The 18,811-nt window shown below is 62.4% G+C and carries 16 protein-coding genes and 2 pseudogenes; 4 read left to right on the top strand and 14 right to left on the bottom strand.

All coding sequences use genetic code 11. From position 1 onward, the window contains the following. Positions 1 to 109: 109 nt before the first annotated feature. Positions 110 to 1,072 (bottom strand): thioredoxin-disulfide reductase, encoded by a 963-nt coding sequence (trxB, locus tag ACI2JX_RS14910; protein ID WP_033701267.1) that lies wholly within the window; start codon positions 1,070 to 1,072, stop codon positions 110 to 112. Positions 1,073 to 1,399: 327 nt separating this feature from the next. Here trxB and cysZ point away from each other — a divergent pair, with 327 nt between their 5' ends. Next, complete coding sequence (gene cysZ / locus ACI2JX_RS14905) at positions 1,400 to 2,128, top strand: sulfate transporter CysZ (protein WP_186554149.1); 729 nt, start codon at positions 1,400 to 1,402, stop codon at positions 2,126 to 2,128. Between the two features lie 40 nt (positions 2,129 to 2,168). On the opposite strand, the pseudogene ACI2JX_RS14900 reads toward cysZ, so the two are convergent. Together ACI2JX_RS14900 and ACI2JX_RS14895 are read right to left on the bottom strand one after the other, a co-directional pair. Further along, positions 2,169 to 2,585, bottom strand: a pseudogene (locus ACI2JX_RS14900) (methyl-accepting chemotaxis protein); the annotation flags it as partial. Positions 2,586 to 2,762: 177 nt separating this feature from the next. Continuing rightward, positions 2,763 to 3,395, bottom strand: a pseudogene (locus ACI2JX_RS14895) (PAS domain-containing protein); the annotation flags it as partial. A 269-nt stretch (positions 3,396 to 3,664) separates the two neighbouring features. Here ACI2JX_RS14895 and ACI2JX_RS14890 point away from each other — a divergent pair. Continuing rightward, positions 3,665 to 4,882 (top strand): glycosyltransferase family 1 protein, encoded by a 1,218-nt coding sequence (locus tag ACI2JX_RS14890; RefSeq protein WP_264234758.1) that lies wholly within the window; start codon positions 3,665 to 3,667, stop codon positions 4,880 to 4,882. Here the strand turns inward: ACI2JX_RS14890 and ACI2JX_RS14885 are convergent. The 3 genes from ACI2JX_RS14885 to ACI2JX_RS14875 form a co-directional block, all read right to left on the bottom strand. Then, entirely contained in the window at positions 4,851 to 5,954 is a 1,104-nt protein-coding gene (locus ACI2JX_RS14885) for an NADH:flavin oxidoreductase (RefSeq protein WP_404690369.1), read from the bottom strand. The genes ACI2JX_RS14890 and ACI2JX_RS14885 overlap by 32 nt on opposite strands. 150 nt (positions 5,955 to 6,104) lie before the next feature. After that, a complete protein-coding gene (locus tag ACI2JX_RS14880) occupies positions 6,105 to 6,587 on the bottom strand; it encodes a glutathione peroxidase (RefSeq protein ID WP_264234756.1) in 483 nt (160 codons plus the stop codon). 145 nt (positions 6,588 to 6,732) lie between these two features. Beyond that, on the bottom strand, positions 6,733 to 7,218 hold the full coding sequence (locus ACI2JX_RS14875) for a peptidylprolyl isomerase (protein WP_186554154.1): 486 nt from the start codon (positions 7,216 to 7,218) through the stop codon (positions 6,733 to 6,735). Between the two features lie 14 nt (positions 7,219 to 7,232). Here ACI2JX_RS14875 and ACI2JX_RS14870 point away from each other — a divergent pair, with 14 nt between their 5' ends. Next, positions 7,233 to 7,520: a DUF3565 domain-containing protein gene (locus ACI2JX_RS14870; RefSeq protein WP_186554155.1), complete on the top strand. Its 288-nt coding sequence runs from the start codon at positions 7,233 to 7,235 to the stop codon at positions 7,518 to 7,520. 31 nt (positions 7,521 to 7,551) lie between these two features. After that, entirely contained in the window at positions 7,552 to 9,639 is a 2,088-nt protein-coding gene (gene pta / locus ACI2JX_RS14865; RefSeq protein WP_312151650.1) for a phosphate acetyltransferase, read from the top strand. 51 nt (positions 9,640 to 9,690) lie between these two features. On the opposite strand, the gene ACI2JX_RS14860 is transcribed toward pta, so the two are convergent. The 8 genes from ACI2JX_RS14860 to ACI2JX_RS14825 all read right to left on the bottom strand — a co-directional run bounded on the left by ACI2JX_RS14860 (position 9,691) and on the right by ACI2JX_RS14825 (position 18,800). Beyond that, positions 9,691 to 10,410, bottom strand: a complete 720-nt coding sequence (locus tag ACI2JX_RS14860) for an OmpA family protein (protein ID WP_186554157.1) — start codon at positions 10,408 to 10,410, stop codon at positions 9,691 to 9,693. A 93-nt stretch (positions 10,411 to 10,503) separates the two neighbouring features. Beyond that, a complete protein-coding gene (locus tag ACI2JX_RS14855) occupies positions 10,504 to 11,148 on the bottom strand; it encodes an MBL fold metallo-hydrolase (RefSeq protein WP_368971832.1) in 645 nt (214 codons plus the stop codon). Positions 11,149 to 11,172: 24 nt separating this feature from the next. Beyond that, positions 11,173 to 11,526: a type II toxin-antitoxin system ChpB family toxin gene (locus ACI2JX_RS14850; RefSeq protein ID WP_367616057.1), complete on the bottom strand. Its 354-nt coding sequence runs from the start codon at positions 11,524 to 11,526 to the stop codon at positions 11,173 to 11,175. Continuing rightward, entirely contained in the window at positions 11,523 to 11,801 is a 279-nt protein-coding gene (locus ACI2JX_RS14845; RefSeq protein ID WP_404690368.1) for an AbrB/MazE/SpoVT family DNA-binding domain-containing protein, read from the bottom strand. The genes ACI2JX_RS14850 and ACI2JX_RS14845 overlap by 4 nt, the downstream gene beginning before the upstream one ends. Positions 11,802 to 11,936: 135 nt before the next feature. Continuing rightward, positions 11,937 to 12,629, bottom strand: a complete 693-nt coding sequence (locus ACI2JX_RS14840) for a sensor histidine kinase (RefSeq protein ID WP_404690367.1) — start codon at positions 12,627 to 12,629, stop codon at positions 11,937 to 11,939. Continuing rightward, positions 12,626 to 14,233 carry a tetratricopeptide repeat-containing response regulator gene (locus ACI2JX_RS14835; RefSeq protein WP_264234896.1) on the bottom strand — a complete coding sequence of 536 codons (1,608 nt, stop codon included), beginning with the start codon at positions 14,231 to 14,233 and terminating at the stop codon, positions 12,626 to 12,628. Before ACI2JX_RS14835 ends, ACI2JX_RS14840 begins: the two co-directional genes overlap by 4 nt. A 161-nt stretch (positions 14,234 to 14,394) precedes the next feature. After that, a complete protein-coding gene (locus ACI2JX_RS14830) occupies positions 14,395 to 17,109 on the bottom strand; it encodes a LuxR C-terminal-related transcriptional regulator (protein ID WP_404690366.1) in 2,715 nt (904 codons plus the stop codon). A gap of 326 nt (positions 17,110 to 17,435) precedes the next feature. Next, positions 17,436 to 18,800 (bottom strand): DUF1329 domain-containing protein, encoded by a 1,365-nt coding sequence (locus ACI2JX_RS14825; RefSeq protein WP_264234751.1) that lies wholly within the window; start codon positions 18,798 to 18,800, stop codon positions 17,436 to 17,438. Between the last annotated feature and the right edge of the window lie 11 nt (positions 18,801 to 18,811).

The raw sequence follows: 18,811 nt of genomic DNA, 5'->3' as shown, positions 1-18,811 counted from the left end.
CGCTCCCACGCGTATACATGACCACGTGGGAGCGGGCTTGCCCCGCGATAGCGCCAGGCCGGCCGCCAATTGCTTTGGCTGACCAGCCCAGCGTTGTGCATCAGATGCCTTAGAACGAAGCGTTAGCCAGCCCGTCCAAGTAACGCTCGACATCCAGTGCCGCCATGCAGCCAGCGCCGGCCGAGGTAATCGCCTGGCGATAAACGTGGTCAGCCACGTCGCCCGCGGCGAACACACCTTCAACGTTGGTCGCGGTAGCGTTACCTTCACGGCCGCCATTGACCACCAGGTAGCCGTCCTTGAGGGTCAGCTGGCCTTCGAACAGCGAAGTGTTCGGGGTGTGGCCGATAGCGATGAACACGCCGTCAACCTTGATCTCGTCGCTGCTGCCGTCGTTGTTCTTCAGACGCGCACCGGTAACGCCCATGTTGTCGCCCAGTACTTCGTCCAGGGTGGCGTTGAGCTTGAGCTCAATCTTGCCTTCGGCTACACGGGCGTTGAGCTTGTCGACCAGGATCTTCTCGGCGCGGAAGGTTTCGCGGCGGTGCACCAGAGTGACCTTGCTGGCGATGTTGGCCAGGTACAGGGCTTCTTCGACAGCGGTGTTACCACCACCCACCACAGCGACCGGCTTGTTGCGATAGAAGAAGCCATCGCAGGTAGCGCAGGCCGAAACGCCCTTGCCCATGAAGGTCTCTTCCGACGGCAGGCCCAGGTAGCGAGCGCTGGCACCGGTGGCGACGATCAGTGCGTCACAGGTGTAGGTGCCGCTGTCGCCTTGCAGGGTGAACGGCTTGTTGGCGAGGTCTACGGCGTTGATGTGATCGAACACGATCTCGGTCTCGAAACGCTCGGCGTGCTCCTGCATGCGCTGCATCAGGGCTGGGCCGGTCAGGCCATGGGGGTCGCCCGGCCAGTTGTCGACTTCAGTGGTGGTGGTCAGCTGACCGCCAGCCTGCATGCCAGTGATCAGCAGCGGCTTGAGGTTGGCGCGTGCGGCATACACCGCGGCGCTGTAACCGGCAGGGCCGGAACCGAGGATGATCACGCGCGAATGACGTACTTCAGACATGTCGAACTCCTGTCGAGCGGGCCGCACGGGGTCGGCATCGATGTACCGGCGGCGGCAGCTGGAATAAAAAGGACCCACGCAGCACTTGGGGAAGGCTACAACGCGCAGGTCCGAAAACCGAAAGTTGAGCGCACTGTAGCGAGGTCGCAGAGATTAAGGAAATATCCTCCGACAATCCACCTTATAGAGAGGCTCTATCCAAGCGAAAAACCGATAGAAATTATCCACCTGCTTTTGTTACAGCCCGTTTCTCGGCACCTGCCCGCCTTTCGTCGGGGCGGCAAACTCGGTAAGGTCAGCGCGTTTTCTCTTTTGCGGAGCGTCTCGATGCAAGCCCCCGTCCTTTCCGGCCCCCAGTACCTGCGCGAAGGCCTGAAACTGGTCCTGAGCCCTAACCTTCGGCTGTTCGTGCTGCTGCCGCTGGCAATCAACCTGTTGCTGTTCGGCGCCTTGGTGTACTTCGCCGGACATCAATTCAGCCTGTGGGTCGATACGCTGATGCCGACCTTGCCGGACTGGCTGAGCTTTCTCACCTACATCCTCTGGCCGCTGTTCGTCGCCTTGCTGGTGTTGATGATTTTCTTCACCTTCACCTTGGTGGCTAACATCATCGCTGCGCCGTTCAACGGTTTCCTCGCTGAGAAGGTCGAGGTGGTGGTGCGTGGTGAGGACACCTTCCCAGCCTTCAGCTGGGGTGAGCTGATGGCCATGGTGCCGCGTACCTTCGGTCGGGAAATGCGCAAGCTGGGTTATTTCCTACCTCGTGCGCTCGGCTTGTTCATCCTCTCGTTCATCCCGGTGGTGAACGTGATTGCCGCGCCGCTGTGGCTGATCTTCGGCGTGTGGATGATGGCCATCCAGTACATCGACTACCCGGCCGACAACAACAAGATGAGCTGGCAGGACATGCTCGCCTGGCTGCGCCAAAAGCGCTGGCAGAGCATGGGCTTTGGTGGGATTACCTACCTGGCGTTGCTGATTCCGTTCGTCAACATCGTGATGATGCCGGCGGCGGTGGCCGGGGCCACCCTGTTCTGGGTGCGCGAGCGTAGCTGAAAAGCATGGGGCTGCCTTGCGCAGCCCCTCGGCACCAGGATCAGTGGCTCAGCTGGCTGGAGAACTGGCCTACCACTTCCACTACCTTCTTCGCCCCATCCTGAATCTCGACGATCACATCGCCGGTCTCACCGGCCAAGCTCAGGCCTTGCTCGGCCTGGCGCTTGCTGGTGTCGATGATATCCACCGCGGCCTGGGCCAACTGCTCGTTCTGCTGCACCACCCGGGCGATCTCCTCGGTAGCGGTGCTGGTACGCGAGGCCAGTTGCCGTACTTCGTCGGCAACCACCGCAAACCCCCTGCCCTGCTCGCCGGCACGCGCGGCCTCGATGGCGGCGTTAAGCGCCAGCAGGTTGGTCTGCCCGGCGATGTCGCTGATGGTCTTGATGATCGAACCGATCACCCGTGACTGGGTGTCCAGCGCCTGGATGCCCTCGGCGGCCTCCTGCATCGAGGCTTCCAGACCGCGCATCACGCTGACCGTCTGCGTGACCACATCGGTCGCCTTACGCGCACTGGCGTCGGTGCCCACGGAGGTGGTGTAGGCAATGTCTGCGGCCTGCGCTACCGCCAATTCCTGATTGACCTGATCGGTGATGACCGTGGCGAACTTAACCACCTTGTACAGCACGTCGTGGGCATCGATGATCGGGTTATAGGACGCTTCGAGCCAAACCACCCGGCCATGGGCATCGATACGCTTGAACCGGTCAGCCACGAACTCGCCACGGCGCAGCTTGTCCCAGAACGCCTGGTAATCGGCCGAGTTGGCTTCTTCCGGCTCGCAAAACAGCCGGTGGTGTTTGCCGCGCACCTGCTCCAGGCGATAACCCATGGTCTGTAGAAAGCGGTCATTGGCGGTCAGCACCTGGCCGTCGAGGTTGAACTCGATCACCGCTGTGGAGCGCATCAACGCCTTGATCAAACTTTCGTGTTCGCGGGAAGTTTCGATGGTACGAGTCAGGTCGCTGGAGTGCAGGCTGAAATACTTGATCCGGCCGTCGCTGCCTTTGACCGGCTGCAAGATCGAGCGCAACCAGGCCTCCTCGCCATTGCCGCGCAGCAGACGGAAGGCACCATTGAGATGCTCGCCACGAGTGATGGCACTGCTCATGCGCTGGTAGAAATCGAGCTTTTTCACATGGGCCGGCACGATTTCTTCGATGTTGCGCCCGATCAGTTGCTCGGCGCGATAGAGCATTTCCTGCTCAAAGTTGCTGTTGACCGTTTCAATGCGCCCCTGGGGGTCGAGCTGAAGCACCAGCATCTCGCTGTCGAGGCTGCTTTTGACCTGCTCCATGGACAGCAGCTCTTCACGCAACTGCTGGATTTCTTGCTTGAGTTTGTTGTTGAACATTACCGCACTCCTGGAGCGCAAACGGCCATTCGAATGCATCTGCATCGGCTGGATCGGCTACCTTCTTGAGTGCCCTGCAAGGAAATATTCATACAAGCGAAACAGCCGGAAATCAGCCGTCATCTGCCCGTCACAACGCCGTCACTTAACCGCAACGGCGCGCGCGGAAACTTTTTGTCATGAATACACCGAGCCTGCGCATCACCCTGGTCAGCGAAACCTTTCCACCCGAGATCAACGGCGTGGCCAACACCCTTGGCCGGCTGAGCGACGGCCTGCGCCAACGCGGGCATCAGGTCGAGATCATCCGCCCACGCCAGGCCGGTGACCCCGCTGCACAGGACGACGACAACCTGCTGCTGTGCAAGGGCTGGCCGCTGCCGGGTTATCCGGGACTGCAGTGGGGCGGAGTATCGGTGCACAAGCTGTGGCGGCGTTGGCGCCGGCAGCGGCCGGACGTGTTGTACATCGCCACCGAAGGGCCGCTCGGGCTAAGCGCCCTGCGTGCCGCGCGGCGCCTGGGGATCGCCGTGGTCAGCGGCTTTCACACCAACTTTGCGCAATATGCCGGGCAATACGGGTTGGGTCTGCTGGCACGGCTGCTGACCCACTACCTGCGCTGGTTCCACCGGCGCACGGCAACCACGCTGGTGCCGAGCATCAGCCAGCGCCTGGAGCTGGAGCGGCGGGGGTTCGTGGGCCTGGCGCTAATGGCGCGCGGCGTCGATGCCTGCCTGTTCAATCCGGCCCGGCGCAGTCAGGCGCTGCGCGAGCAGTGGGGGTTGGCGCCGGACGACGTCGCCGTGCTGCATGTCGGGCGGCTGGCGGCAGAGAAAAACCTCTCCCTGTTGCGCCCGTGCATGGAGGCGCTACAGCGCACTTATCCACAGCGGCGCCTGCGTTTGATCATGGTTGGCGACGGCCCACAACGCGCCAGCCTGGAGCAGCAGTTGCCCGATGCGGTGTTTTGCGGGGCTCAACGGGGTGAGGTGCTGGCCGAGCACTATGCCAGCGGCGACTTGTTTCTATTCCCGAGCCTCACCGAGACTTTCGGCAATGTGGTCCTCGAAGCGCTGGCCTCAGGCTTGGCCGTGGTCGCCTACGACGAAGCCGCTGCCGCCCAGCACATCCGCCACGGCCATAGCGGTGCGCTGGCCATGCCGGGTGACCAGGCAGCGTTCATCGATGCCGCTTGCTGGCTGCTGGAAGAAAACGAGACCCTGCGCCGGGTCCGCCTCAATGCCCGCCAGCACGCTAGCCGCCAGGGCTGGCCGGCGATTGTCGAGCAGTTCGAGGGGTATCTGAGTAGCGCCTCTCGTCAGCCCACTCTCCCTGCCAACATCGGCACTGCCTCTGCCATGGCCATCAAACCAGGCTCGACAGCGCCTCGCGGCTGAACGGCAGCACCTCCTGTTCACGCCCCTCGCGGACTTTCTGTGCCCACTGCGGGTCGACCAACAGCGCGCGCCCTACCGCCACCAGGTCGAACTCCTGATCATCCAAGCGGCGCAGTAGCCCTTCCAGGCTGGCGGGCTTGGCCACCTTGTCGGTGTCGACCATGAACTGCAGGAACTCGCCATCCAGGCCAACACTGCCAACGGTGATGGTGGGCTTGCCGGTGAGCTTGCGGGTCCAGCCGGCCAGGTTCAGCGCCGAGCCTGGGAATTCAGGCTCCCAGAAGCGGCGGGTCGAGCAATGGAAGATATCCACACCGGCGTCGGCCAGGGGCTTGAGGAAGGCGGCCAGGGCCTCAGGCGTTTCTACCAGGCGGGCGCTGTAGTCCTGCTGCTTCCACTGGGAGAAACGCAGGATGAGCGGGAAGTGCGGCCCTACCGCCGCGCGCACGGCCTGGATCAGTTCAATGGCAAAGCGCGAACGCGCGGCCAGATCACCGCCATATTCATCATCACGCTGGTTGCTGGCTTGCCAGAAGAACTGGTCGATCAGGTAGCCGTGGGCGCCATGGATCTCGACCCCATCCATGCCGATGGCCTGGGCATCCCGCGCAGCCTGGGCGAACGCAGCGATCACCTCCTGGATATCGGCGTGACTCATCTCATGGACCAGGACCTTGTCGTCCTTGCGCTTGCCGCTGGGCCCATAGCCTGGCACCGCTGCATCTGGCTCAGTGCCCAGGCGGCGCACGCTGCCCACGTGCCATAGCTGCGGCACGATGCGCCCGCCTTCAGCGTGGACGGCGTCGACCACCCGCTTCCAGCCGGCCAGGGCATCCTCACCATGAAAGCGCGGCACGTTGGGGTAACCGTTGGCCGCCTTGTGATCGACCGTGGTGCCTTCGGTGATGATCAGGCCAACCCCGGCAGCGGCGCGGCGACGGTAGTACTCGACCACGCCGTCATGCGGCACACCGCCGGGGCTGAAGGTGCGGGTCATAGGGGCCATGACCACCCGGCTCGGCAGCTCGAGGGCGCCCAGGGTAAAGGGTTGGAACAGCGGGTTGGTGGACATCGGGCGCTCCCAGTAGGTGAGAAATTCACCTGAGCTTAGGGGGCGCCAGATGGCCGGCACAGCACTATTGATTAGAGTGATCGGGGGCTATCGAAGTGTCTGTGATGGCTGTTGTAGCCAGTAGTCACTCTGATGGTGCCCCCAGGGCGATTAGCCCAAGGCTTTTTCGATCGCCTGCACCACCGTCGGATCATCCGGTGCAGTGCGCGGGGCAAACCGGGCCAGTACGCGGCCGTCCTTGCCCACCAGGAACTTCTCGAAATTCCAGCTGATATCCCCCGGGTACTCAGCCCCCTCGCCCGCCAGCAGGCGGTACAACGAATGGCGCTGCGGGCCATTGACCTCAAGCTTGCCACTCAGAGGAAAGCTCACGCCGTAGTTGAGGCTGCAGAAGTCCTGAATCTCTTTCTCGCTGCCAGGCTCCTGGCCGGCGAACTGGTTACAGGGCAGGCCCAAGACACTGAAGCCCTTGCCCTTGAACTGCTGGTGCAACGTCTCCAGCGAAGCGTACTGCGGCGTCAGACCACACTTGGAGGCGACATTGACCACCAGCACCACCTGGCCCTTGAACGGTGCAAGGGGCAGGTCCTTGCCGTCCAACGCCTTCAACGTCAGGTCGTGAAATGCACTCATGATGTAATCCCCTCTCGGTTCCCGGTTGTCGCTGGGGCGAATTGCGCCCACTAAAAAGGCGCGCGGGCAAACCGTCAACCCTCCCATGGAGGGCAAGTACGGCTTGCCCGAGCGCCTGGCGACTCTCTGAGCTTAGCGCAGAAAATCAGTGGTGATGGCCACCTTCGCCGTGGATGTGGCGATGAGCGATTTCTTCTTCGCTGGCATCACGCACATCGACAACCTTGACCTTGAAGTTCAGGCGCTGGCCAGCCAGCGGGTGGTTGCCGTCGACAGTGACGTCATCGCCGTCCAGGTCGCGGATGGTGACGATCTGCATCTGGCCGTCCGGAGCAGAAGCGTGGAACTGCATGCCCACTTCAAGCTCGTCGACGCCTTCGAACATGCTGCGATTCAGGGTGCTGACCAGCTCGGCCAGGTATTCGCCGTAAGCCTCTTCTGGCTCGACGGCAACTTCCAGTTCGTCACCGACGTTCTTGCCTTCCAGGGCTTTTTCCAGGCCTGGGATGATGTTGCCAGCACCGTGCAGGTAAACCAGCGGCGCGCCGCCGGCGGAGCTGTCAATGACCTCCCCGGCGTCGTTGGTCAGGGTATAGTCGATGGAGACAGCCTTGTTGGCGGCGATCGGCATGGGGGCGAGACCTTTTGCAAAAGAATGTAGAGCGGACAAGTGTAACCAAGGCATCGCCCGATTGCGAACGCACCGCCCACGATGGGCGACCCGTCAGTCGGGTCACAGGCTTTCATCAGGACGAAGAAGGCCACTGGGTAGTCGATCTGTCCTGCGGCCACACCCAGCACCTGCGCCACCAACCGCCGTGGCAGGCCCGGCCCTGGGTACTCGATGCAGCGCTGCGCGAACAGCGCATCGGCCAGCTATTCGATTGTGGCTGGTGCGCGCAAGGGGCCGATAGCGATACCCTTGGCGATTGATCCCTTGCACCGCTTATCTCGAGAAGCACGCATGCAAACATTTTTCATTGCGCCAACCGACTTTGGCGTCGGCCTGACCTCCATCAGCCTAGGCCTGGTTCGCGCCCTGGAGCGCGGCGGGCTGAAGGTTGGTTTTTTCAAGCCGATCGCCCAGCCCCATCCCGGTGACACCGGCCCGGAACGCTCCACCGAACTGATCGCCCGCACCCATGGCCTGAGGCCGCCGACGCCGCTGAGCCTGGCGCATGTCGAGCGCATGCTCGGCGACGGCCAGCTGGACGAGCTGCTCGAAGAAATCATCCGCCTCTATCAACAGGCCTGCGTCGGCAACGATGTGGTGGTGGTAGAAGGCATGGTGCCGACTCGCCACGCCAGCTACGCGGCGCGGGTCAACTTGCACCTGGCCAAGAGCCTGGACGCCGAGGTCATTCTGGTCTCAGCGCCAGAAAACGAGGTGCTCAGCGAATTGTCTGGCCGGGTGGAATTGCAGGCCCAGCTGTTCGGCGGGCCACGCGACCCCAAAGTGCTGGGGGTGATCCTCAACAAGGTGCGCACCGAGGAAAGCATGGCCGAGTTCGCCAGCCGCCTGCGCGAGCACTCGCCGCTGTTGCGCGGTAACGACTTCCGCCTGCTGGGCTGTATCCCCTACCAGCCTGAGCTCAACGCCCCACGCACCCGTGATGTGGCCGAGCTGCTCGGCGCACAAGTACTCAATGCCGGCGATTACGAACAACGGCGGATGAACACCATCATCATCTGCGCCCGCACAGTGGCCAACACTGTGCCGCTGCTCAAGCCCGGCACCTTGGTGGTGACACCTGGCGATCGCGACGACATCATCCTTGCCGTGAGCCTGGCAGCGATCAATGGTGTGCCTCTGGCTGGCCTGTTGCTGACCAGCGACAGCAAGCCAGACCCACGGATCCTCGGCTTGTGTCGCGGGGCGTTGCAGGCAGGCTTGCCGATCTTGTCGGTGAGCACCGGCTCCTATGACACTGCCAACCAGCTCAATTCGCTGAACCGGGAAATCCCGGTAGATGACCGCGAACGCGCCGAATTCATCACTGACTTCGTGGCCAGCCAGTTGGATGCGGCCTGGCTGCATCAGCGTTGCGGCACGCCGCGCGAACTGCGTCTGTCTCCGGCAGTATTCCGCTATCAGTTGATCGAGCGGGCCCAGCAAGCCAACAAACGCATCGTCCTGCCCGAGGGTGCCGAACCGCTGCTGGTACAGGCCGCGGCCATCTGCCAAGCGCGAGGCATTGCCCGCTGCGTGCTGCTGGCCAAGCCTGAGGAAGTCGAAGCGGTGGCCCGTGCCCAGGGCATTACCCTGCCGCCTGACCTGGAAGTGCTCGACCCCGACCTGATTCGTGGACGTTATGTCGAACCGATGGTAGACCTGCGCAAGAGCAAGAACCTTAACGCGCCGATGGCCGAGCAGCAGCTCGAAGACCCGGTGGTGATCGGCACCATGATGCTGGCCCTGGATGAGGTCGATGGCCTGGTGTCGGGCCTGGTCCATTCCACGGCCAATACCATTCGCCCAGCCTTGCAGCTGATCAAGACCGCGCCAGGCAGCAGCCTGGTGTCGTCGGTGTTCTTCATGCTGTTCCCCGAGCAGGTGCTGGTGTACGGCGACTGCGTGATGAACCCGCACCCCAGTGCCGCGGAGCTGGCCGAGATCGCCCGGCAGAGCGCCGAGTCGGCCGAGGCCTTTGGCATTGCGCCACGGGTGGCGATGATCAGCTACTCCAGCGATTCGGCCAGTGACGAGGAGGTGGAGAAAGTGCGCGAGGCCACTCGCCTGGCGCAGCAGGCAGAGCATGACCTGCTGATCGACGGCCCGTTGCAGTACGACGCCGCCGCCAACCCCGAGATCGCCCGCCAACTGGCGCCACATAGCCCAGTAGCCGGGCGCGCCACGGTGTTCGTGTTCCCGGACTTGAACACCGGCAACACCACCCACAAAGCGGTGCAGCGCAGTACTGACGGGGTCAGCCTGGGGCCGATGCTGCAAGGCCTGCGCAAGCCGGTCAACGACTTGCCGCGCGGGGCGCAGGTCGACGATATCGTCCACACCATCGCGCTCACCGCCATCCAGGCCAGCAGAACGCCCTGAAACGAAAAAGGGCAAGCCGACTGGCTTGCCCTTCTCTTCATCGCGTACAGCTTACGGGTACTGTTGTACCTGGCCTTGCTGCTCGTATTGCTGGCCAGGAATCGGCTTGAGGTTGACTTCAACCCGGCGATTCTGCGCACGACCATTGGCATCGGCGTTGCTGGCAATTGGCTGGTCTGGACCCAGGCCACGCACCGAAACCCGCGATGGATCGACACCTTGGGACGTCAGGTAGGTGCTGACCGCCTGGGCGCGACGCTGGGACAGGTCCATGTTGTGCTGGCGGCTGCCGGTGCTGTCGGTGAAGCCGACAACCTCAATCGTGTTCTGGTTGAATTGCTTGAACGAGCCGGCCAGGTTGTTCAGCGGCGAGTAGAAGCTTGGCGAGATGTTCGCCGAGTCGGTGGCGAAGGTGATGTTGCCTGGCATGATCAGCTTGATCTGGTCACCCTGACGCTGCACTTCGACGCCGGTATTGGCCATGCTCGCACGCAGCGCGGCTTCCTGTTTATCGGCGTAGTAGCCATAGCCCGCGGCGGCAGCGCCAACCGCAGCAGCGCCGATCAGTGCGCCCTTGCCACGGTTGTTGTGGTCGATTGCGGCGCCGGCCACGGCGCCGGCCAGTGCGCCCAGGCCGCCGTACTTGGCGGTCTTGCTCATGCCCGAGGAGCCCTGCGCCTGACCCTGGTTGTCGTAAGGGTTCTGGCTTACGCAGCCCGACATCAGGGCAGCGGCGGTAGCGACGATAATCAGACGACGCATGGTGAACATGGAAAGCTCCTACTGAAATTCAAGTGTGCAGTGATCTTGAATGGATCTATGCCAGCCTTGGATTACAGCGAAGCGGAAAAATTCCATGAAATTTCAAGCGCGCACAAACGGGTTCTCGCGCATCTCATCGCCGAGGCGGGTGTCAGGGCCATGCCCGGTCACCACCACAGCCTCTTCATCCAGGCGGTACAAGCGATCCTTGATCGAACGAACGATAGCCCGCTGATCGCCGCCCCACAAATCGGTGCGACCGATACCCCGGCGGAACAGGGTGTCGCCGGCGATCAGCAGCTTGGCATCGGCGAACCAGAAACTCATCGAGCCGGGCGTGTGGCCTGGGGTGTGCAGGGCTACGCCGCAGCCGCAGGCCAGCTCTTGGTCATCGGCCAACCAGTGATCGGGCGGCGGTACTGGGGTATACGGCACGCCGAACATCTGGCACTGCATGGGCAGGTTGTCCCACAGTGGCTGGTCGTCCTTGTGCAGGTGCAAGGTCGCGCCGGTCAGCTCCTTGAGCTTGCCGGACGCCAGGAAGTGATCGAAGTGGGCATGGGTGTGGATGATGCTCACCAAGGTCAGGCCATGGGCTTGCAGGCGTGCGAGAATTTTTTCCGGGTCACCGCCCGGGTCGACGACGATGGCCTTCTTGCTAACTGGGTCGCCGATCAGGGTGCAGTTACATTGCAAGGGGCCGACGGGGAAGGTTTCGCGGATGAGGGCGGTGGGGGCGTCATTCATCTAGGTCTACCAAATTGCCTTCATTCAAGAGTAATCGAACAGCGTTTGCACTCGCGCCAAGGCCTCTTCGATTATCGCCTCGGGCACGGTTTCTATCCGCTTTGCACTTCTGGCTTCAAGGTCCACGACACGCAGCTGGTTACATAGGACCACACCCTGTGTCTGTGTTCCTGCGCCACTGAGCGTGACGGCAAATCCAGCGTGTCGTGCGTATTGGCCGCCTTGAGTGATCGGAACAATCACCGCCAGGCCTGAAGTATTGAACGCCCCAGGCGTCAGGATCAGGGCCGGCCGGGCTGCGCCCTGCTGCTCACGGCCAACGGTAGGGTCGAGGTTGATCCGCACGATATCGCCTCTGGCGAACTTACCTCGCCTCACACTTCTTTCCCCACTGGCCGCATGGCATTCCATGCCGCCAACTCCTCGGTCTCGGGTGCCTCAAGGTCACATTGGGCCATCAACTCTTCAAGCTTGTATCTGGGTTTGGACCTGACAGGTTTGAGTATCATCGACTCGCCCGCGGTATCGAGGCTCATCTTGGAGCCGATACCCAAGCGCATCTGCTTTAGCACAGCCGCTGGCAAGCGGATGGCAGCACTGTTACCCCACTGCAGTATCTTGACTTCCATAAGTATCTCCAAAGGTAGATACATAGTAGAAACCCTCCGAATGATTGCAAGCTGTTTGTAGAAACACCGTATCTACATTGTCATTCGCAAGGCTTTCTTTGAAGCCCAAAAAGCTTGAACCAGACCGATCCTACAAAACGCTGAGAAGCGCTGTCAGATTCAAGGCAGGTACAAGCGGAACAACCCACCGCCCAACGCCCCGCCATTGGCAATCTCGATCCGCCCACTGAGCCCATCGCGCTCATGCAACGCCGCGATCCGCGCAGCGAAGTACAAGCCCAAGCCGGTGCTGCCCGTGCTCGAATCAATCCCTTGTACGTAGTCCTGTTGGCGCTCGAGCATGCGCTCGGGATAACCCGGCCCGTCATCGTTGACACTGATGATCAACTGCTCGCCCTGCTCCTCGATGCTGATCAGCAAGGCGTGGCCGGCATAGCGGATGGCGTTGGTCAGCACATTGCCCACCACCGAGGCGACCAGCTCGCGGTCGAAGAACCCCAGCGGGTTGTCGGTTTCGATGCGCCAGGTGGCGAGGATGTCGCGCTGCTTGAGCACCTCTTGCTGAGCGGCGAGCTGGGCTTCGATGAAGTCTTCCAGCTCGTGGTAGTCCGGGCAGATCGGCAACTGGTTGACGCCCAGTTTGTACAGCCCAAGCATTTGCACCAGCATGCCGTTGAGGTGACGCAACTCATGTTCTATCACCCCCTGCTCACTGCCCTCGCGCTGCGCCTCGGGCAGACGCGCCAGCCATTGCGAATGGGCCTGGATCAGGGCCGACAGCGAGTTCTTCATGTCATGCACGGTGGAGGCGATCACCGTGGAAAAATCCAGCCCATGATTGTCCTGGTTCATGCGCCAAAGACCCGGATATGCAATTTGCGGTAACGATCATAACGGCTGTCACTGGCGGGAATGCCAGCCACCCGTTGCAGGCAGTCGCGGCATTCCTGCATCAGCGTTGGCGAGGGGCCTTCACCGGCGATACGCAACAACGCCTGGGCGGTGTTGAGGGCAATGCTGATGTTCTTCGGCTGCAGCGACAGGGCCCGGCGGAACATCTCCAGCGCCTCGTTGAGCTGGCCGCCCTGGTAGCTGCGCACGCCCTGACGGTTGAGGTCGACCGCTTCGGTGACCGCGCCGAGCACGGTGGGGTCATCGGTGAGCTTGGCAACGCTCTGCATGACCTTGGGGTCGTCGCCGTAGGTTTCCACGCAGCCCTTGAGAATGCCGCTGCCCGCCGACTCCTGGCCGAGCTGTTGCAGTTGCTTGGCCACCGTTAGCGCCGCTTCCACCGAGAAGAACTGATCCATCTTGTCCAGGCGTTGCATGGCCTGCTCGGTAAGTTTCGCCGCAGTTTCGGCATCACCGGCCTGTTGCAGACTGGCCGCTTTCATCAGCCGGGCCCGTACCTGCAGCCCTTGGTCGTCGCCATTTTCCTTGGCCACTTCGCTCAGCACCGTGTTGATCTCGACCCGGGTGCGCGCATCCAGGCCAAAGCCTGCGTTCTTGCTCATCAAGGCCTGGGCCAGGCCAAGGTTGGTTTCGGCGTCTTTGTAGCGCGAGCTCTGCCCCTGGTTGACAGCATGCCGGTAGGCCTTGGAGGCACTTTCGAAATCTTCGTTATCCAGCGCCAGCTTGCCCAGTGCGGCCTGTCGGCGCACAGCCAGGGGCGAAAGGCGCACGGCCTCTTCGAGCATGTGCTGGGCGCGCTTGGTTTCGCCCTGGGCCACCAGCACCTCGGCCATGCCATCGTAGAGGCTGGGCATGATCGGGAAGGCCTTGAGCGCCTGCTCATAGACCCCTTGCGCCTGGGCATGCTGGCCGCGCTTGTGCAGCACGCTGCCGAGCATCGAATAGACCCATGGCTGAGGGCGGCTGGCGAGGATCGACTTGAGGAATTTTTCCAGTTCGTCAAAACGCCCCAGATCGCGCAGGGCATCGGCCCGGTAGCGTAAGCACAGCGGTGCAAATCGCGGATCTTGCTTGCACAGCGCGGCGCAGGCCGCCAATACCTCGGCCGGTCGGGCGCGGTCGAGCGCCTGCAGGATGGGCTTGAGCAAGGTCTTGCGCTGCACCAGCTTTTCCAAGCGCTGGGCCAGGCCGACGCGGTTGAATGGCTTGGTCAGGTAGGCATCGGGCTCATGCTCAAGGGCACTGAGGACGATGGCCTGGCTGCTCTCGGCGGTGACCATGATGAACACACATTCATGGCTGATCAGCTTGTCGAGGATCAGGTCTTCGAGCACCTGCTGGCCGTTCTTCTTGCCATCCCCCAGATGAAAATCCTGAAGCACGAAGTCGTAGCGCTTCTGCGCACACATGCGCAGCGCCTGCTCGCCACTGTCGGCGGTGTCCACGTCACGCACGCCCAGCTCACGGAGCATGGAGCGGGTAGAAGTGCGAAAGTCGGTGAAGTCGTCGACGATCAGAAAGCTTTTTTGCCCGTACTGCAGCATCAACACGACCTGTCTTGGGAATAGTTGGAAAATGGCGTGCGGCGATGCATGCCGCCGATTCGGTTATCGGCAGCAGGGCAAGAAAGATGAGCCCGAAAACAGCGGCGCCAGCGATAATGGCCTTAAGCCACTATTCTAGCCAGCAATCTCCCCGGCAACCACTATGCCAGCAGACCTAGCGACTTGGCCTTGGCCACCGCCTGGGTGCGCCGCTCGACGCCGAGCTTGCTGTTGATGTGGCTGGCGTGGGTCTTGACCGTGTGCAGCGAAATGAACAAGCGCTCGCTGATCTGCTGATTGGAGCAGCCTTGGGCGATCAGCTCCAGCACCGCCAGCTCACGCCCGCTTAGCGCCTCATTGCTGGAGTTGCTGGCTGGCAGCTGCGGCAAGCGCGCCAGCAAAGCGACTTGAGTGGCGCAGGCGGCACGCACCGACAGGTGTTCGCGTAACCAGTGGGGGTGCTCTTCGATCAGCTTCTGGAAAGGCTGCAAGGCGCCCCCTTGAGCCGCCTCCAGGGCTTTGGGCAGCAGGCTCACGGCCTGCTGGTCGCGCCCTTGCGCCAGCAGCAACGCGATCCACTGGCACAAGGCACTGACCAGCAACATGTGCCCGCCGCTGGCCTGCCCCCGCTCAACCAACCCCCGCAAGCGCTCAGCGGCGTCTTCTGGGCGCCCGAGCACGCGTTCGAGCAGAGCCTGCTGCAATTCGATGTGCAGCGGCAGTAGCGGATGAAACTCTGGCGCAGCCGCTGGCTGCTCGCCGCCGTAGGTCTGGCCCAGGCGCAGCAACCAGGATTCGGCAAGGTCGGTACGGCCCTGGGCCAACCACAGCTCGCACTTCACCAGGGTGATCATGGCCAGGTAGAAAATCGGCGGCACGTCCCAGATGTGCATCAACCGTTCGGCCTCAGCCAGTTCCGCGAAGGCCTCGGCGAAGTGACCCTCGCGGCCTTCCAGTGAGGCGATCGCGCAGTGGCCGATCAGCACACTGATGTCGCGGCAGGCACGTGCTTCGCTGAGCCCTGCACGCAGGCGGGCGCGACCTTGCGCCGGCTGTAGATGGGTGGCCAGCAGGTAGCCTTCGTACAGGGTCAGCCGGGCACGCACGGCGTACAGCCGCTGCGCTGACAGCCCTTGCAAGCGCTGCAAGCCTTGACGCACCTCGTCCAGGGCTCGCTCTACTTCACCACGGGCATGCAGCACGCGCGCCCGGTCGTAATGGGCCAAGGCTTCGAACAATGGATTGCCGACCCTTTGCGCCAATTCCAGGGCCTCGCGATTCCAGCCGCGCGCACGCCAGAAGTCGGCGTCGGCAATGGCCAGGTTGGACAAGGTCGAAAGGCACACCAAGCGTTGCCCATAGCGCTTGTTCGGCAGGCTGTGCAGAGCTTCGCCGCAGTAGGCCAGGGTGCGCTCGCGATCGCCGCGACCGCGAGCGATCACACCGCTCAAGGCCAGCCACTGTGCCAGCATGGACTTTTGCGCAGTCGCCGACGGCGCTGGCAGGAAGCGGCTCAAGTGCGCGGCCAGCTCCTCGGCTGCGTCCAGCTGACAAGCCAGGCCCAAGGCCCAGCTGTAGAGCACGATCAAGCGTGGCGTGCTGATCAGCAGGCTGTCGGGCAGGTCCATTTTCCAGCGCAGCAACATGCCGACATTCTGCTCGGCCAGCAACTGCTCCTCGGACAGGCTCTGCACCAAGTCAGCGGCCACATTCAGATGGCCAGCACGCAAAGCCTGCTCTACCGCTTCATCGAGCAAACCCTGGCGCTCGAACCAGCGGCAGGCACGCAGGTGCAGATCCGCTAGTGGCTCGCAGGCGTCGCGGCTGCGCAGCAGGTCGGAAAATAGATGGTGGTAGCGATACCAGCGGCCGTGTTCGTCCAGGGGCACCAAAAACACTTGATGGGCTTGCAGGTAACGCAGGATGGCCGCGCTGTCCTGGCGCTCGCGCAGGGCATCGCACAGTTCGGCGCAGAAGCGCTCCTGGCAGGCCGTCTCGTAGAGAAACGCCTGCACATCGATTGGCAGGATATCGATGACTTCTTCAAGCAGGTAATCGCGAATCAGCCCTTCGCCCCCGTGCAGGGCCTGGGGCAAGGCATGCTCGTCCCCCGACTCACTGGCCGCCAGTTGCCAGAACCGCAAGCCTGCCACCCAGCCATCGCTGCGCTGGATCAGGTTGTCCAGCGCCTGGCCACGCAGGCCGGTGGGTTGTCGACCAATAACCGACAGTGCTTCCTCGGGGGTCAGGCGCAGATCCTGCTCGTTCAGCTCGGTCAGCTGGCGCGACAGGCGCAAACGCGCCAGGTGCCAGTCGGGGCGCTGGCGACTGGTGATCATCAGCACCAGGCCACCTGGCAGGTGGTTGAGGAAGAATTGCAGACAACGGTCCAGAACCGGCCCCTGGGCCAGGTGATAGTCGTCCAGTACCAGCAGCAACGGGCTATCGGCTTGCAGGTAGAGCGCAAGCTCGTCTAGCAAGCCATCGAGCCATTCTTCGAACGCGAACGGTTGATGACGCTGACGCATCTTCAACAGCCCCATGGCCTGGCCCCCGAGTGCCGGACAAAACTGCTGCAGGCCTTCAAGCAAGCGCTCTAGGAAGCGGCCAGGATCGGCATCACGCGGGCTCAGACCCAACCAGAGACTGCGCCAGTGCTCGGGCAGGCCCTGGCAGAATTCGATGGCCAGCGAGCTTTTGCCAAAACCTGCCGGGGCGTTGACCAGCAACAGGCGCCCGCCCAGCCCGGCTTGCAGGCGCTGACACAGGCGATCACGCGGGACGTGGCCGTCCGGCAACGGTGGCCGGAAGAAACGCCCGTCCAGCAGGCCTAAGGCCTGACTGGCGAATCCATGCATACGGGACAAATCTGTCATGGCCGGCTCGTTCTAATTGGAAGACTTCGGCAGTACGGATTGTTGCGAGACTAGCGGGTATCGCAGCGTATTTGAAGATGATGGGGACGGATGTCGTGAAAAAGACTACGACAAAAAGAAACAGTACGGATTGATTGGGATGACGCGCCTGAGGTACTGGGGCTGGTTGTACCGGCCGCATCGCGGGGCAAGCCCGCTCCCACGAGTCTTCTTGCGCTGCGTGGGAGCGGGCTTGCCCCGCGATGCGGGCGGCACAGACACCGAAATCAAAACGCCCCGGCAAGCCGGGGCGTTCTGGGAGTCACACGGAGTTTTCGAATCTCAGCTTAGCGCACACCCTCCTGGCGTAGCGCAGCGGGCTGGAAGTCGCTCAGGCTGGCACTGAAGCCGAAGTCGTAGGCGCGCTTCTCTTCGTTCTTCATGCCCAGGGCGAGGTAGCGACCGGACTGCAAGTCGTAGATCGCCTCCAGGGTGTACCACGGCACTTCGACGTTGTAGTAGTCCTGCGAGTGGGCCTCGGAGACGCGCCACAGCTGGTCACGGCCGTCGTACTGGTCGATCACCGCTGCCTGCCAGGTATCCTCGTCGATGTAGAAGTCACGCTTGGCGTAGATATGGCGCTGGCCCGGCTTGAGCGTCGCTACCACATGCCACACACGACGTAGTTCGTAACGGGCTAGGTCCTGGTTGATATGACCCGCCTTGAGGATGTCGGAGTACTTGAGCGACGGCGAGTCGAGCTTGTAGCTGTTGGAGGCGATGTACATCTCCTTCTTGCCTTCCAGCTTCCAGTCGTAGCGATCCGGGGCGCCGTTGTACATGTCCAGGTTGTCGGAGGTGCGCAGGCCGTCGGCGGCGGTACCTGGGCCGTCGTAGGATACCTGCGGCGCCTGGCGTACGCGGCGTTGGCCGGCGTTGTAGATCCAGGCCTTGCGCGGCTCCTTGACCTGGTCGAGGGTTTCGTGGACCAACAACACGGTACCGGCCAGGCGCGCGGGAGCAGTCACCTTCTGCTTGAAGTAGAACAGGACGTTACCCGGGTTGGCGGGATCGAACCCCTTTACCTTGTCACGGAAGACGAACTGGTCCTGGAAGTACACCAGGCTGTAGGAACCATTCTGCTGCGGCGTGGCCTGGGTCACCAGACGGGTCACGCTGCCGCCCCGATAGCGGGTAATGTGGTTCCAAATCACCTCGACACCGCTCTTGGGAATCGGGAACGGTACGGCGGTCTTGAAGTTTTCCAGGCCGTTGCCGCCGCCAACCAATGTGGTCTTGGTGGCGTTTTCCTTGATGTCGGCGAACACCGAGGCAGGCACGCTAGAGCCACGGTGGGTCGGGTAGACCGGTATCTTGTAGGTGTTGGGGTAACGCTTGAACATCGCTACCTGGCCGGGCGAGAGCTTGTCCCGGTACTGATCGACGTTCTGCGCGGTGATGGTGAACTTGGGCTGTTCATTACCGTATGGATCGGAAAGGAACCCTTTGCCATCGACGCTTCCAGCGGTCTTGGACAGCGGTTGCCAGGCCGTGATCGAGCCGTCGGCATTACCGGCCTTTTCCGCGCCCATCGGCGTCAGGGTGGTGCCCAGCTTGGCCGCCTCGTCAGCGGAAACCGCAGCCATGACGCTGGTCGCCAGCAGGGACATGCCCAGCACACCGGCTTTCAGCAGACTTCTGGTCTTGTTCATTGTCGTGTCGT

The organism is Pseudomonas sp. NPDC088890 (genome assembly GCF_044900155.1).
Lineage (GTDB): Bacteria > Pseudomonadota > Gammaproteobacteria > Pseudomonadales > Pseudomonadaceae > Aquipseudomonas > Aquipseudomonas urmiensis.
The sequence above is the reverse complement of the archived record's forward strand: the minus strand, read 5'-3'. Positions and strand labels throughout refer to the sequence as shown.

Coding starts and splice junctions, on each gene's coding strand:
- ACI2JX_RS14825 (WP_264234751.1), bottom strand. CDS start 18,800: ATGAACAAGACCAGAAGTCTGCTGAAAGCCGGTGTGCTGGGCATGTCC.
- trxB (WP_033701267.1), bottom strand. CDS start 1,072: ATGTCTGAAGTACGTCATTCGCGCGTGATCATCCTCGGTTCCGGCCCT.
- pta (WP_312151650.1), top strand. CDS start 7,552: ATGCAAACATTTTTCATTGCGCCAACCGACTTTGGCGTCGGCCTGACC.
- ACI2JX_RS14860 (WP_186554157.1), bottom strand. CDS start 10,410: ATGTTCACCATGCGTCGTCTGATTATCGTCGCTACCGCCGCTGCCCTG.
- ACI2JX_RS14855 (WP_368971832.1), bottom strand. CDS start 11,148: ATGAATGACGCCCCCACCGCCCTCATCCGCGAAACCTTCCCCGTCGGC.
- ACI2JX_RS14830 (WP_404690366.1), bottom strand. CDS start 17,109: ATGACAGATTTGTCCCGTATGCATGGATTCGCCAGTCAGGCCTTAGGC.
- cysZ (WP_186554149.1), top strand. CDS start 1,400: ATGCAAGCCCCCGTCCTTTCCGGCCCCCAGTACCTGCGCGAAGGCCTG.
- ACI2JX_RS14885 (WP_404690369.1), bottom strand. CDS start 5,954: ATGTCCACCAACCCGCTGTTCCAACCCTTTACCCTGGGCGCCCTCGAG.
- ACI2JX_RS14875 (WP_186554154.1), bottom strand. CDS start 7,218: ATGCCGATCGCCGCCAACAAGGCTGTCTCCATCGACTATACCCTGACC.
- ACI2JX_RS14890 (WP_264234758.1), top strand. CDS start 3,665: ATGAATACACCGAGCCTGCGCATCACCCTGGTCAGCGAAACCTTTCCA.
- ACI2JX_RS14840 (WP_404690367.1), bottom strand. CDS start 12,629: ATGAACCAGGACAATCATGGGCTGGATTTTTCCACGGTGATCGCCTCC.
- ACI2JX_RS14845 (WP_404690368.1), bottom strand. CDS start 11,801: ATGTATCTACCTTTGGAGATACTTATGGAAGTCAAGATACTGCAGTGG.
- ACI2JX_RS14835 (WP_264234896.1), bottom strand. CDS start 14,233: ATGCTGCAGTACGGGCAAAAAAGCTTTCTGATCGTCGACGACTTCACC.
- ACI2JX_RS14880 (WP_264234756.1), bottom strand. CDS start 6,587: ATGAGTGCATTTCACGACCTGACGTTGAAGGCGTTGGACGGCAAGGAC.